This window comes from Pseudactinotalea terrae, assembly GCF_009733845.1.
In the GTDB taxonomy this organism is placed as follows: Bacteria; Actinomycetota; Actinomycetes; order Actinomycetales; family Beutenbergiaceae; genus Pseudactinotalea; species Pseudactinotalea terrae.
In genome coordinates this window covers 143,210-156,186 of sequence record NZ_WNXZ01000001.1, presented here as the reverse complement: position 1 = coordinate 156,186, position 12,977 = coordinate 143,210, and the positions used below count along the sequence as shown (strand labels likewise).

The 12,977-nt window shown below is 71.9% G+C and carries 14 protein-coding genes and 1 riboswitch; of the genes, 8 read left to right on the top strand and 6 right to left on the bottom strand.

The window, feature by feature from the left end:
• Position 1: 1 nt before the first annotated feature.
• Positions 2–979 (bottom strand): ABC transporter permease subunit, encoded by a 978-nt coding sequence (locus tag GPA03_RS00770; protein WP_156250105.1) that lies wholly within the window; start codon positions 977–979, stop codon positions 2–4.
• Complete coding sequence (locus tag GPA03_RS00765) at positions 976–1,935, bottom strand: ABC transporter ATP-binding protein (RefSeq protein WP_156250104.1); 960 nt, start codon at positions 1,933–1,935, stop codon at positions 976–978. Before GPA03_RS00765 ends, GPA03_RS00770 begins: the two co-directional genes overlap by 4 nt.
• A gap of 97 nt (positions 1,936–2,032) precedes the next feature.
• On the opposite strand from GPA03_RS00765, the gene GPA03_RS22610 reads away from it, so the two are divergent.
• From GPA03_RS22610 to trxA, 8 genes are all read left to right on the top strand, one after another.
• Positions 2,033–3,124, top strand: coding sequence for a DUF2510 domain-containing protein (locus GPA03_RS22610; protein WP_206673422.1), 1,092 nt, complete (start codon positions 2,033–2,035; stop codon positions 3,122–3,124).
• Positions 3,121–3,717 carry a pentapeptide repeat-containing protein gene (locus tag GPA03_RS00755; RefSeq protein ID WP_156250103.1) on the top strand — a complete coding sequence of 199 codons (597 nt, stop codon included), beginning with the start codon at positions 3,121–3,123 and terminating at the stop codon, positions 3,715–3,717. Before GPA03_RS22610 ends, GPA03_RS00755 begins: the two co-directional genes overlap by 4 nt.
• A 94-nt stretch (positions 3,718–3,811) precedes the next feature.
• Positions 3,812–3,941, top strand: a riboswitch (FMN riboswitch).
• 77 nt (positions 3,942–4,018) lie between these two features.
• Complete coding sequence (gene ribD / locus GPA03_RS00750; protein ID WP_206673421.1) at positions 4,019–5,101, top strand: bifunctional diaminohydroxyphosphoribosylaminopyrimidine deaminase/5-amino-6-(5-phosphoribosylamino)uracil reductase RibD; 1,083 nt, start codon at positions 4,019–4,021, stop codon at positions 5,099–5,101.
• On the top strand, positions 5,101–5,694 hold the full coding sequence (locus GPA03_RS00745) for a riboflavin synthase (protein WP_156250102.1): 594 nt from the start codon (positions 5,101–5,103) through the stop codon (positions 5,692–5,694). Before ribD ends, GPA03_RS00745 begins: the two co-directional genes overlap by 1 nt.
• Entirely contained in the window at positions 5,691–6,893 is a 1,203-nt protein-coding gene (locus GPA03_RS00740) for a bifunctional 3,4-dihydroxy-2-butanone-4-phosphate synthase/GTP cyclohydrolase II (RefSeq protein ID WP_156250101.1), read from the top strand. Before GPA03_RS00745 ends, GPA03_RS00740 begins: the two co-directional genes overlap by 4 nt.
• 34 nt (positions 6,894–6,927) lie before the next feature.
• A complete protein-coding gene (gene ribH, locus GPA03_RS00735; RefSeq protein WP_156250100.1) occupies positions 6,928–7,446 on the top strand; it encodes a 6,7-dimethyl-8-ribityllumazine synthase in 519 nt (172 codons plus the stop codon).
• On the top strand, positions 7,443–8,168 hold the full coding sequence (locus GPA03_RS00730) for a YggS family pyridoxal phosphate-dependent enzyme (RefSeq protein WP_156250099.1): 726 nt from the start codon (positions 7,443–7,445) through the stop codon (positions 8,166–8,168). The genes ribH and GPA03_RS00730 overlap by 4 nt, the downstream gene beginning before the upstream one ends.
• Positions 8,169–8,229: 61 nt before the next feature.
• Positions 8,230–8,595, top strand: a complete 366-nt coding sequence (gene trxA / locus GPA03_RS00725; protein WP_241681012.1) for a thioredoxin — start codon at positions 8,230–8,232, stop codon at positions 8,593–8,595.
• On the opposite strand, the gene GPA03_RS00720 is transcribed toward trxA, so the two are convergent.
• The 4 genes from GPA03_RS00720 to GPA03_RS00705 all read right to left on the bottom strand — a co-directional run bounded on the left by GPA03_RS00720 (position 8,596) and on the right by GPA03_RS00705 (position 12,954).
• The gene (locus tag GPA03_RS00720; protein WP_156250097.1) at positions 8,596–9,642 is read right to left on the bottom strand and encodes a lipoate-protein ligase LplAB; all 1,047 of its coding nucleotides are present in this window, start codon (positions 9,640–9,642) and stop codon (positions 8,596–8,598) included.
• Positions 9,643–9,763: 121 nt separating this feature from the next.
• Positions 9,764–11,383 carry a citramalate synthase gene (cimA, locus tag GPA03_RS00715; protein ID WP_156250096.1) on the bottom strand — a complete coding sequence of 540 codons (1,620 nt, stop codon included), beginning with the start codon at positions 11,381–11,383 and terminating at the stop codon, positions 9,764–9,766.
• 279 nt (positions 11,384–11,662) lie between these two features.
• Positions 11,663–12,325 carry a M23 family metallopeptidase gene (locus tag GPA03_RS00710; protein ID WP_156250095.1) on the bottom strand — a complete coding sequence of 221 codons (663 nt, stop codon included), beginning with the start codon at positions 12,323–12,325 and terminating at the stop codon, positions 11,663–11,665.
• Positions 12,322–12,954 (bottom strand): hypothetical protein, encoded by a 633-nt coding sequence (locus tag GPA03_RS00705; RefSeq protein WP_156250094.1) that lies wholly within the window; start codon positions 12,952–12,954, stop codon positions 12,322–12,324. Before GPA03_RS00705 ends, GPA03_RS00710 begins: the two co-directional genes overlap by 4 nt.
• Positions 12,955–12,977: the final 23 nt, after the last annotated feature.

Sequence of the window (12,977 nt, the reverse complement as noted above, 5' to 3'; positions counted from 1 at the left end):
GCTAGATATCCCGCCGGCGGAAGGTCACCAGCGCGAGGACCGTCACCACCAGCACCACCGCCAGCGTGACGATGCCGCCCTGGGTCATCGAGACCGTGCGCTCGACGTAGTCACACATCGTCCCGCCGGCCTCGACCGTGCAGATCTCCTCGTAGTACGACGCGGGCCGGCCTGTCGTCCAGGCCGTGACGTTATTGGTCACCGTCCAACGCTGGCCGCCGGGAACCATCATCGTGAGCGCGATCAGATCGACCGCGATGAGGTACCCGATAGCCACTCCGAGCGCTGCAGCCGTGTGCCGCACGAGGAAAGCCAGCGCCGCACCGGCCACTGCCACTGCCATCGCCGTCGCGCCCACCCGCAGCACCATGTGCAGCTGCGTGGCTTCGAGCATCACCTCGCTGCCCGCCAGCGCATACCCCCCGGCGTTCGCGCCCAGGAACAATGCGCCCCACAGCAGCCCGAAACCGAGCCCGGTCAGCGCCGTCGCCGCGACCTTGGACCCGAAGACGGGGAGCCTGCGTGGCTCGAAGGTCAGCCACGTGCCGATCGAGCCGGAGCTGAACTCCGCGGCGACGAACGTCACGCCCACCATCAGCGCCACCAGGAGCATGATCATCTGCCCCGACTGCAGCGCGCTCGCGACGAACTCGTCGAACGGTGGCGGCTCCCAGAGGTACCACTCGCGCTCCGGTGCCATCTCGTCGCACCCGAAGTCGAGCTGCTCACCAGCGAGCTCCGACTCCGTCGCCTCGGCCTCCTCGCACTGCTCGACCTGCTCCGGTCCGTGCTCCTCCCAGTCCTCCTGCGCGAGCTCCCACTGCCTCTCGGCCTCCTCCAGCTGGGCCTCGGTCATCGGTTGCGCCGAGCTGTACGCGGCCCAGGCGAACAGCGCCGTGCTCGCCAGCCCCGCGATCAGCAGCAGCACGATGGCCGCGCGCGAGCGCAGCCGCAGCAGCTCGACGCCCAGCAGCCTCATGAGCCGGTACCCCCCGTGGGCTCGCCGGGTGCGGCCGGCGGTGGGGCGCCCAGTCCATGTCCTGCCGTCAGCTCGAGGAACACCGACTCGAGACCGGCGCGGGTGCGGTTGAGGCTGTGGACGTAGCGGCCGTGCTGGGCCAGCAGGTAGGTGACCCGCGCCGGGTCGTTCTCACCCTCGACCACCAGCATCTCGCCCTCGGCCCGCACGCTCAGCCCGGCGGCGGCGAGCACCTGCGCTGCGCCGGCGGGATCGGCGATCCCCACCTTCACCGCGCCCGCCCGGTCGCCCACGACCTCGGCCACCGAGCCGGACGCGAGCAGCCGCCCCTGGCCGATGATCGAGACGGTGTCGGCCACCTGCTCGACCTCCGCGAGGATGTGGCTGCTCACGAGCACGGCACGGCCCTCGTCGGCGAGCCGCCGCATCGTGCCGCGGATCTCGTGGATACCCGCCGGGTCCAGCCCGTTGGTCGGCTCGTCGAAGATCAGCAGGTCGGGCGACTTGAGCAGCGTCGCAGCGATGGCTAGGCGTTGCTTCATGCCGAGCGAGTAGCCGCGGTAGGCCTCGCCCGCGCGGTCGCGCAGGGCCGTGCGCTCGAGCACGTCGTCCACCGCGGTGCCGGGCGCACCGATCGCGCGCGCCAGCAGGTCGAGGTTGCGCCTCGCCGTGAAGTTCGGGAAGAACTTCGGCGACTCCACGATCGCGCCTACCCGGTTGATGACCTCCGGCAGCGCTCGCGGCACCGACGTCCCGAAGATCCGCATCCGCCCCGAGTCGGCGCGCACGAGGCCCAGCAACATCCTGATCGTGGTCGTCTTGCCCGAACCGTTCGGGCCCAGGAACCCGTGCACGCCCCGCGCAGGCACGCGCAGGTCGAGCCCGTCCACGGCGGCCCGCCCCCGGTAGGTCTTGCGCAGGTCGCGCGTGACGACAGCCCACTCGCCCTCGGCCATGTTGCCCCCTTCGAGGTCGTGTGCACCGCAGGTTATCGGGGACCTCTGCCCGATCCGGTGAGGCGAGCACACCGGCGCGCCCACCTACCATGGGCGCGTGAGCGACAAGGCAGCCGGCTGGTACCCCGACCCTGACGGGGACAACCGTCAGCGGTACTGGGACGGCGACTCCTGGACGGAGTACTACACGCCGCTCGCGCCCGAACGCACCGATCTCCACGGGGCGAGCACCGCCGTCACCGACTACCCCTACCTCACGGCGAGCAAGACCGGGTCGCACCACGACCTGATGGCACCGCCGATCCACGTCGGCAGGTCGGGCAGCGGCGGCTGGCCCACCGCACCGGCAGCGGGCGGGGACGGCGACACCCAGGAGTTCAACGGTGGCGGCAAGCACTCTCGCGCGAGCGCCTGGGCCATGGTGGCCGCCAGCGCGCTGGTGGTGCTGCTGGTCGTCGGCGTGGCCTGGTGGGCGTTCCGACCCGACTCCCCTGCCGGCGGACCCACCGACGGCGACACGACGCGACCGACCGACGGCGAGACCGTGACTGCTGAGCTGACGGTCGACTCCCCCAGCAGTGCGACCGTCCCTGCGGCCGGCCTGTGGATCGGCACCCTGGAGCTCGGCTCGGACACCACCCTGCTGCTGGAGGCGTACGGCTCCAGCAGCAGCAGCGACCTGCGCATCTCCGTCGTACCCGAGGGCAGCGACGACCCGGTGGGCGCCAACGACGACCGCGGCAACTTCCTCGCGAGCATCGGCGGCAACGCGCTCAACCCTCTCCTCGCCGTCACGTTGGCCGCGGGCACGTACGAGGTCCACGTCGACGAGCGCAACGGCGCCGAGGTCGACTTCGACATCAGCGCCACCTCGGTGACCGCCGAGCTGGCGCCGGGCTCGAGCGTCGACGCATCCACAGCTCAGAACGGCTTCTGGGCCGGCGTGCTCACGATGGCAGCCGACGGCGCGGTGACGATCACCGTCGAAGGCGTCAGCACGACCGAGAACAGCAACCCCGACGCGGTCGTGGTGGTCGTGGGCGAGGGTGATCGTCAGTACGTGAACGACGACCGCAACGCCGACGACCGCGACCCCCAGCTCGAGCAGGACCTGCCCGCCGGCACCTGGGTGGTGCTGGTCTTCGACTACCGGGGTCGTGCCCTCGAGGCCGACGTCACGGTCTCGTGACCGATCTCCCCGTCCACGGCACGACCACCTCGTCGGAGAGCTTCGACGGCGGGATCTGGATCGGAGCCGAGCTCGACGAGGTCGCCGTCGAGTCCTCGAGCCTGCGGCGCCTGCGTGGCAGCGGCGGCACCTGGACCCGCACCTCCTTCATCGACTGTGCGCTCGACGGCGCCGATCTGGCCGGGGTGGTCACCACCGACTCCTCGCTCGTGCGCTGCACGCTCGACGGCGCCCGGCTCACCGGTAGCCAGTGGCTCCGGTCGCGCTGGCGGCAGCTCGACGCCACCGAGCTGGTGGCCGACACGCTCTCGGCGCACGGCAGCACGTGGACCGACGTCACGCTCACCGGCGCCCGGCTGCGCGAGCTCGACCTCTCCGAGGCCAAGCTCGTGCGGGTCCGGTTCGTCGACTGCGACCTCACCCGGGCGCGGTTCGCCGGTGTGCGCTGCTCGGACGTCACGCTGAGCGGCTGCACGCTCGACGCCATCACCGGGGTCACCGGCCTGCGGGGCGCGCACCTCGCCCGCACCGACGCCGCGAGCGCACTTCCCGCGCTCGCTGCCGAGCTCGGTATCCGGGTGATCGACGACTGAGGCCCTTGCCCGCTGGCCGCGATCTGGACGGGATGCGCCGGCGGGCTACCCGCTGAGCCGGGTGTGCCATGATCGGGGCGTTGAGTGCAAGCACTCGCGTGCTCTGGGGTCGGTGTAATTCCGAGCCGGCGGTGAAAGTCCGCGACCCGGTCACAGCCAGTGACCGGTTGATCAGGTGAAATTCCTGGACCGACGGTGAAAGTCCGGATGGGAAGCGCACGCGGTGGCGTCGCTGTCCGCCCACGAGCAGGCAGCGTCCGTCGTCGTCACCCCCTGAGCCGTGACCGGACCAGGGACCCCGATGGACGAACTGAGGACCGCCGAACGGCGCGCGATGAGGCGAGCCCTGGATCTCGCTGCGACGCCGGGGCTGCCGCTCGGACCCAACCCGCGGGTCGGGTGCGTCGTGCTGTCGAGCTCCGGCGAGCAGCTCGGCGAAGGATTCCACCGAGGCGCGGGCACCCCGCACGCCGAGGTCGTCGCACTCTCTCGGTGCCGCCCGGGTGCCGAGCCAGCGGTCGCGGTCGTCACGCTCGAGCCGTGCCGGCACGTGGGGCGAACGGCGGCGTGCACCGACGCACTGCGCGCCGCCGGCGTGCGGCGGGTCGTCATCGGGCACCCCGATCCCACCCCGAGCGCCGGCGGCGGGGCACAGCTGCTGCGGGCCGCGGGCATCCAGGTCGTCGAGGCGATGCCCACCGACATCGCGGACCGTGCCGCCGCGCTCGTCGCGCCCTGGCTCTTCGGGCTGGCTCACCAGCGCCCGTGGGTCACCTGGAAGGTGGCGACCACGCTCGACGGCCGAGCCGCCGCCCGCGACGGCTCCAGCCGCTGGATCACCGGCCCCGCCGCCCGCCGGGACGTCCACGCCGTGCGAGCGGCTCACGACGTCGTGCTCGTCGGCACCGGCACCGCGCTCGTGGACGACCCGGAGCTCACCGTTCGGGACGGGTGCGGGCGGGCGCTCCCCCACCAGCCTGCGCGCGCCGTCATGGGCCTGCGCGACCTGCCGGCACACGCGCGCGCCGTGGCCGGCCCGGGCCGCTTGATCCGGTTGCGCACCCGCGATGTCGACGCCGCCCTCGGCGACCTCTTCGCGCTCGGCCTGCGACGGGTCCTGCTCGAGGGCGGGCCGCAGCTCGCCGCAGCGTTCCTTGGTGCCGGAGTGGTCGACGAGATCGTCGCGTACGTCGCGCCGGCCCTCCTGGGCGCCGGTCCGGCGGCGCTGGCCGACCTCGGCGTCGTCTCGATCGACGACGCGCTCCGGCCGCGACTCGTCGACGTCGCGGTGATCACCGATCCGCCACCCGACCCGTCGACAGCCGGGACCGGCCCTGCTGCCGACATCCGCCTCACCCTCCGCCTCGACCCCCCAGGAGCCTGATGTTCACCGGACTTGTCGAGTCCATCGGAACCGTGACGTCCATCGAGAGGACCGCGACCAGTGCGCGGCTACGCATCCATGCACCCCAGGTGCTGGAGGACGCCCGGACGGGCGACTCGATCGCCGTCGACGGATGCTGCCTCACGCTCGTCGAGCATCACGGCACGGAGTGGACCTCCGACCTGATGCTCACCACGCTCGAGGCGACGACGCTGGGCGACCTCCAGCCAGGAGACCCCGTCAACCTGGAACGCGCCGTGCGCGCCGACTCCCGCCTCGGTGGGCACATCGTGCAGGGCCACGTGGACGGCGTCGCGCTCGTGCGCGAGCGGGAGCACACGCCCCACTGGGATGTCGTCAAGCTCTCGGTGCCGCAGGATCTGATGGTCTTCATCGCCCCGCAGGGCTCGATCACGCTGGCGGGCGTGAGCCTGACGGTCGTCGCGGTCGAGAGCACCGCGGTCACCGTCAGCCTGATCCCGCACACGCTGGCCAGCACGACTCTCGGCGCTCTGGACGTCGGCGCCAGGGTCAACGTCGAGGTGGACGTCGTGGCCAGGTACGTGGCCACCGCGCTGGCGGGCCGACGATGAGCGCGGACCGGCTCGACCAGGTCGAGGACGCCGTCGCCGCGATCGCGACGGGCGCGCCCGTCGTCGTGGTGGACGACGCCGACCGGGAGAACGAGGGCGATCTCATCTTCGCGGCCTCGATGGCCACCGAGCGTCTGCTCGCTTTCGCGGTGCGGCACTCCAGCGGCATCATCTGCGTGCCGATTACCCCGCAGCGGCTCGCCGCGCTCGACCTGCCACCCATGACGGCCGTCAACGCCGACCCGCACCGCACCGCGTTCGCGGTGAGCGCGGACGCCCGCACGGGTGTGACGACCGGGATCAGCGCCGCCGACCGCGCGCACACGATCAGGCTGCTGGCCGACCCGGCGGCGACCCCCGGCGATCTCGTGCGACCCGGGCACGTGTTCCCGCTCGCGGCTCGCCCGGGCGGCGTGCTGGAGCGTCCTGGTCACACCGAGGCGGCGACCGACCTGGTGACCCTCGCCGGCCTGCTGCCGGTAGGTGCTCTCGTCGAGCTGGTCAACGACGACGGCACGATGATGCGAGCCCCCGCGCTGCGGGCGTTCGCCGACGAGCACGGGCTGGCGATGATCTCGATCGCCGACCTGGCCACCTACCGACGGCAGCAGGCGGCAGCCCTCGAGCGCGTCGCCCGCACGTGGCTCCCCCTGCCCGCCGGCACCTTCGAGACGTACGGCTACCGCTCCCCCGGTGGCGACGAGCATCTGGCCCTCGTGCACGGCGACGTCCACGAGGCTGCGGACATCCTCGTCCGCGTCCACTCCGAGTGCCTGACCGGCGAGGCGCTGGGAAGCGGCCGGTGCGACTGCGGACCGCAGCTCGCGCAGGCGCTCACCGAGGTTGCCGCCGCCGGCGCGGGCGTCGTGGTGTACCTACGCGGGCACGAGGGGCGCGGGATCGGCCTGGTGGAGAAGCTGCGCGCCTACGCGCTGCAGGACGCCGGTCTGGACACCGTCGACGCGAACCTGCGGCTCGGCCACCCGGTCGACGGCCGCACCTACGAGGCCGCGGGTCAGATCCTGCGCGACCTCGGCGTCCGCTCCGTGCGGCTGCTCACGAACAACCCCGACAAGGTGACCGGCCTGACCGCCGCCGGCATCGACGTGCGCACCCGGCTGCCTCTGGTCGTGCCGGCCACCCCCGACAGCTCCGACTACCTCGCCACCAAGCGCGAGCGGCTCGGTCACCTCAGCTGACCACCCCACCACCCCACCCCAGATCGGACATCCCATGAACTTCTCCGGCGCCCCGCACCTCACCTCCCCCGACGGCCGATCCCTGCGCGTCGCCGTCGTCGCCGCGCAGTGGCACGAGGAGGTCATGACCGGGCTGCTCGACGGCGCTGCCCGCGCGCTCGATCACACGGGCGTCGCCGAGGTGACCCTCGTGCGCGTCCCCGGGTCGTTCGAGCTCCCCGTCGCCGCATCGGTGCTCGCGCGCACGCACGACGCCGTGGTCGCGCTCGGCGTCGTCGTCCGGGGTGGCACGCCCCACTTCGAGTACGTGTGCCAGGCCGCGACCGACGGCCTGACGCGGGCCGCGCTCGACACGGGCACCCCGGTCGGGTTCGGGGTGCTGACCTGCGACGACGTCGATCAGGCTCGCGACCGCGCCGGCCTCGACGGATCGACCGAGGACAAGGGGTACGAGGCCGCGACCGCGGCGATCGCCACCGCCCTCGCGCTGCGCCCGCACCGCCCGGATCCGCACGAGGCCGGCGAGGTCGACGCCGGTACTCTCGTCACGTGAGCGAGCACGTCACCGACGCCCTGGCGCGGGTCCGCGAGCGGGTGGACGCGGCGGCACGCGCAGCAGGGCGAGAACCCGCCGAGGTGGCCGTGCTGCTGGCGGTCAAGACAGTCGATGCGCCCCAGATCCGCGAGGCGATCGCTGCCGGCTACCCCCTGCTCGGGCAGAACCGTGCGCAGGAGCTGACCGCGACCGAACCCGACCTGGTGGACCTCCAGCACAGCACCCACTTCATCGGGCACCTGCAGTCGAACAAGGTCAACGCCGTGCTGCGATGGGTGGACTGCGTGCAGAGCGTCGACTCCCTGGGTCTCGCCGAGCGCCTCTCGCGCAGACGAGTCGCGATGGCCGAGGACGGCGGGCCGCAGCACCCGCTCCAGGTGATGGTCCAGGTCAACACCTCGGGTGAGGAGTCGAAGTTCGGCGCCGGGCCGGAGCACGCACCCGACCTCGCCGCCGCGGTCGCCGCGCTTCCGGGGCTGACCCTCACCGGGTTCATGACGATCGGCGCCAACTCGACCGACCGCGGGCAGGTCCGCGCGTCCTACGACGCCCTCGCCGAGGTGCGGGAGCAGGTGCAGGCGAGCACCGCCGTCGGGACCGCGCAGGCGCGAGAGCTCTCGATGGGCATGAGCGGCGACCTCGAGATCGCGATCGCCGCCGGCGCCACCATGGTGCGCGTGGGATCGGCCGTGTTCGGGGCGCGCCCCGTGCCCGGCTGAGCGGAATACCAGAGGTTCCGATCCGGTTGTGCCTGACAGACGAACCCGAACGAGGAGAGCTGTGGCAACCGTCGACATCACGACCGAGACCTTCAACGACACCATCGAGTCCGAGGGCATCGTCCTCGTCGACTTCTGGGCCGACTGGTGCGGCCCGTGCAAGAGCTTCGCCCCCGTCTACGACGCGGCGTCCGAGCAGAACACCGACATCACGTTCGCCAAGGTCGACACCGAGGCCGAGCAGACGCTCGCCGGTCAGGCCGGCATCACCGCGATCCCCACGCTGATGGCGTTCCGCGACGGCATCCTGGTCTTCAACCAGGCCGGCGCCCTGCCCAAGGCGCAGCTGAACCAGCTCATCGAGGCCGTTCGTGGCCTCGACATGGACGAGGTCCGCGCCAAGGTCGCCGAGCAGTCCGCCAGCTAGTCAGGGTACGCGCGCGAGCCAGGCCGGGGTGCTGAACTTCTCGGCGACCAGCTGATCGGCACGCGCGTACTCGGCGGCGGTGATCTCGCCGTCGACCGTGTCATAGCGCCCGCGGAAGTGATCGACCATACGGTCGATCACGTCCGCGCGTGCCATGCCGGTCTGCCGGCGCATCGGGTCGACGCGCTTGCGCGCCGACTTCGTGCCCTTGTCGGAGAGCTTCTCGCGCCCGATCCGTAGCACCTGCAGCATCTTGTCGGCATCGATGTCGTAGGACATGGTCGCGTGGTGCAGGACCGCGCCGCCCGCGAGCCGCTTCTGCGCGGCGCCGCCGATCTTGCCCTCGGGTGAGGCGATGTCGTTGAGCGGCACGTAGCTGGCGTCGATGCCGAGCTCGCGCAGCGCGCCCAGCACCCAGTCGTCGAGGAACGCGTACGAGCGCTCGAACGAGAGCCCGTCCACGAGCGATCCAGGCACGTACAGCGAGTACGTGATCGAGTTGCCGGGCTCGACGAACATGGCCCCGCCTCCCGAGATCCGGCGCACCACCTCGATGCGATGCGCCTCGGCAGCCACCTGATCCACCTCGTTCCGCAGCGACTGGAAGCTGCCGATGATGATCGCCGGCCCGGCCCACTCCCAGATCCGCAGCGTCGGCGCCCGGCGCCCGGCGCCGACCTCCTCGAGCAGCACCTGGTCCAGCGCCAGGTGGGTCAGCGGCGGCAGCGGCCCCGGGTGCACGATCTCGAACGTGTGGTCGGTCCACCCCGACGCGCGCCCCTGCGCGCGCCGCACCGCGATCGCGACCGCCTCGGGCGTGAACCCGATCAGCTCGGCATCCCCGACGGCGGAGCTCACCGCCGCGGCCATGGTCGCCACGTCCGCATCCTCGGCCAGCCCGGTCAGGACACCGTCGATGCTGGCGAGCGCGTCGTCCGGCTCCAGGAAGAAGTCTCCGCTGATCCGGACCTCGCGCATGACGCCGTCGGCGATCTCGACGTCCGCAGCCACTAGCTTGCCACCAGGCACCTTGTACTCACCACGCACGAGCCCACCCTACGGCCGTCGGACCACCCGGTCCTCGCCGGCACCCGCCGTCGAGATCGCACACCGCCGGTGAGTACGCACTGCGCACGGTGCGATGTCACCGGGGATGTGCGATCTCAGCTCAGGCTGGCCTGACCCCGCTGCGGAGCAGCCCGAAGGTGATCGAGTCGACCAGTGCCTCCCAGGACGCCTCCAGGATGTTCGGACCGACGCCCACGGTGTTCCAGGTGTGCTCGCCGTCGGTCATCTCGATGAGCACCCGCGTGATCGCGTCGGTGCCGTGCGAGCTGTCGAGCAGCCGGACCTTGTAGTCGATGAGATCGAACGCCTCCACGTCGGGGTACGCCGTCACCAGCGCCTGCCGCAGGGCGTGGTCGAGGGCGTTCACCGGACCGTTGCCCTCCCCGGTGCTCACGACGCGGCGGTCGCCCGTGCGGAGCTTGACGGTGGCCTCGGCGTCCACCACGTCACCCCGGCTGGCGGTGTGCTCGACGATGGCGCGCCACGACTCGACCTCGAAGTACGCCAGCCGCTTGCCGTCCATCTCCTCACGGAGCAGCAGCTCGAAGCTCGCGTCGGCGGCGTCGTAGGTGTACCCGTTGGCCTCGGAGTCCTTGACCCGGTTGGTCACCCGCCCGAGCAGATCCCCCTGGCCGGCCAGGTCGAACCCCAGCTCGCGCCCCTTGAGCTCGATCGAGGCGCGGCCGGCCATGTCGGAGACGAGCATCCGCATGTCGTTGCCCACGGCGCGTGGGTCGACGTGCTGGTACAGGTCCGGGTCGACGCGGATCGCCGAGGCGTGCAGCCCCGCCTTGTGCGCGAATGCGCTCGCGCCGATGTAGGGCTGGCGGGCGAACGGCGCGATGTTGGTGAGCTCGCTGATCGCGTGCGCGATCCGGGTGATCTCGCTCAGCCCGCCAGCAGGCAGCAGGGTGCGCCCGGTCTTGATCTCGAGGTTCGCCACCACCGAGAGCAGGTCAGCGTTGCCGGTCCGCTCGCCGTACCCGTTGACGCAGCCCTGGACGTGCCGCGCCCCGGCCTCGACGGCGGCGATCGAGTTGGCGATCGCGCAGCCCGAGTCGTTGTGGGCGTGGATGCCGAGCCGGCCATCGGTCTCTGCCCGCACCTTGCCGACGATCTCGTGCACCCAGATGGGCAGCATCCCGCCGTTGGTGTCGCACAGGGCGACGACCTCGGCCCCGGCCTCGAACGCCGTCGTGACCGCACGCAGCGCGTAGGAGGGGTCGAAGCGGAACCCGTCGAAGAAGTGCTCCACGTCCACGAACACGCGCCGGTCGGCCTCGCGCAGATAGGCGACGGTCTCCGCGATCATCGCGAGGTTCTCCTCGCCCGTGGTGCGCAGTGCCCGTTCGACGTGCCGGATGTCGCTCTTGGCGACCAGCGTGATGACCGAGGCCCCTGAGTCGAGCAGAGCGCGCACCTGCGGGTCGTCGTGCGGGCGCACCCCGACCTTGCGGGTCGCGCCGAAGGCGGCGAGCGCGGCGTTGCTGAGCTCGACCTCCTTGTCCATGCGGGCGAAGAACTCGGTGTCCTTCGGGACCGCACCGGGCCAACCGCCCTCGATGAAGCCCACCCCGAGCTCGTCGAGCAGCGCCGCGATCGCGAGCTTGTCACCCACGGAGAGGTTCATCCCCTCCTGCTGGGCGCCGTCGCGCAGCGTGGTGTCGTACACGTGCACATCGAGGTCACCGGAGTCCGCTGGGACCGGGCTGGTACTCATCGTTGCCTTCTTCCGGACGACGGCGTAGCTCGCCCGTGGTGTCGTTCTGTTGTTCCCGCGGGAAGGGGTGGGTCCCGCGTCCATCATCCGCCTGCTGCCGGGAAGGGGTGGCCCCGGCAACAAAAAGACCTCCCGGGTTGGGGAGGTCTGCGCGCTCGGGTCGTCCCGTGCGCGCTAGCAGATAATGAGCTGCGTCTGTGCCTGGTGTGCCACGCGGCCATCATGCCACAGCGGGAACCCCCGGCGTCCCGCAGCGCGGACAGCTCGTCTCAGGGTGGGTCACACCGGCTCGATGAGGCTGCCGTTGCGCGGGAGCCCCGCCGTGACGACGACTCCGGTCGCCACATCCCGGAACCGGTCGAACGTGATCGGCACCCCGCGCGCCGACGAGGGGTCCGCCGTGTCGGCCACGTGCATGTGGACGTGCGGCTCGGTGCTGTTGCCCGAGCTGCCGCACTCGCCGATCGGGTCACCGACCTGCACACGGTCGCCGGGCGCAGCACTCACCGAGCCTGCTCGCAGGTGCACGATCCAGAGAAAGCCCGCACCGCCGTCGACCTCGATCACCACGTGGTTGCCGGTGATCGCGGCCAGGCCGGCGCGGACACGTCGGAGCTGGGTGAGCGCGTAGGCAGCCACCACGAGCGGAGCGCGGCGCGCGGGGCCGTCGGGCTCGCCGTCGTGCGTGCCGACCACCACGCCGGATGCGGGTGCGAGCACCGGACGGCCGAACCCGACGAACCCGGCAGGCGGTTCAGCGGCCAGCCAGGACCGGACACCTCGAGGTGCGGACCGGCCGTGCTCGTCCACCGGGACGAGATCGATCGCGTACGTCTGACCGAACAGGTCGGCGCCGTGGCTGGGCACCCTGTCAGCAGGACTGTTCTGCACGAGCACGCGACCCGCCAGCGGCAGGGCGAGCTCGACCGGGGCGGCGTTCACGACACGCGCTGCACGACGCCGGGGACCAGGTCGACGCGGCCGAGGAACTCGTGCAGCTTGTGGTCCGGGCTGCGCCACGAGCGCGCCGTCCCATCGGTGAAGGTGGCCACGGCGACCGCGTCCTCGCCGTGGGTCGTCAGCGTGAGCTGGGCGACCTCGGCGGCGCGGACCAGGCGGACCGGAGTGAGCCAGCCGGCCAGCTGCTCGGCGGAGGTCGCTCGCTTGAACGTGGGTGCGCCCGGGACCCGCCGAGTCCCCTGCCCTGCCGCTCGTGCGCGCTGGAGCTGCCCCCAGTCGGCGCGGGCATCCGCGAGGCGACGGCGCAGCCGACCGCGCTGGCGCACCACCTGCAGGACCAGCACGGTCACCACCACGATCCCGAGCACGAGGCCGACGATGCCGGACCACTGCTCGTCGAGGCCCAGGTACGGCGTGATGGCGGCGATCGCGAACAGCGCCGCGACCGTGCCCAGCGCCACGAGCGCGCCACGGAGCTGCTCACGGGCACCGGCCGCGCTGCGACCCGAGCCGAGCACCTCGACCCAGCCGTCGTCGAAGACCTGCAGCGCGTACCAGGACTCGGGTTCGGAGCCGACGACCGCAGCCCCTACCGATCCGATCCGCGCCACGTCGCTCCCTGTGCTGGCCTCAC

Excerpts from the sequence above, each read along its gene's own strand:
- GPA03_RS00770 (WP_156250105.1), bottom strand. The coding sequence starts at position 979 with ATGAGGCTGCTGGGCGTCGAGCTGCTGCGGCTGCGCTCGCGCGCGGCC.
- GPA03_RS00765 (WP_156250104.1), bottom strand. The coding sequence starts at position 1,935 with ATGGCCGAGGGCGAGTGGGCTGTCGTCACGCGCGACCTGCGCAAGACC.
- ribD (WP_206673421.1), top strand. The coding sequence starts at position 4,019 with ATGGACGAACTGAGGACCGCCGAACGGCGCGCGATGAGGCGAGCCCTG.
- GPA03_RS00745 (WP_156250102.1), top strand. The coding sequence starts at position 5,101 with ATGTTCACCGGACTTGTCGAGTCCATCGGAACCGTGACGTCCATCGAG.
- GPA03_RS00740 (WP_156250101.1), top strand. The coding sequence starts at position 5,691 with ATGAGCGCGGACCGGCTCGACCAGGTCGAGGACGCCGTCGCCGCGATC.
- ribH (WP_156250100.1), top strand. The coding sequence starts at position 6,928 with ATGAACTTCTCCGGCGCCCCGCACCTCACCTCCCCCGACGGCCGATCC.
- cimA (WP_156250096.1), bottom strand. The coding sequence starts at position 11,383 with ATGAGTACCAGCCCGGTCCCAGCGGACTCCGGTGACCTCGATGTGCAC.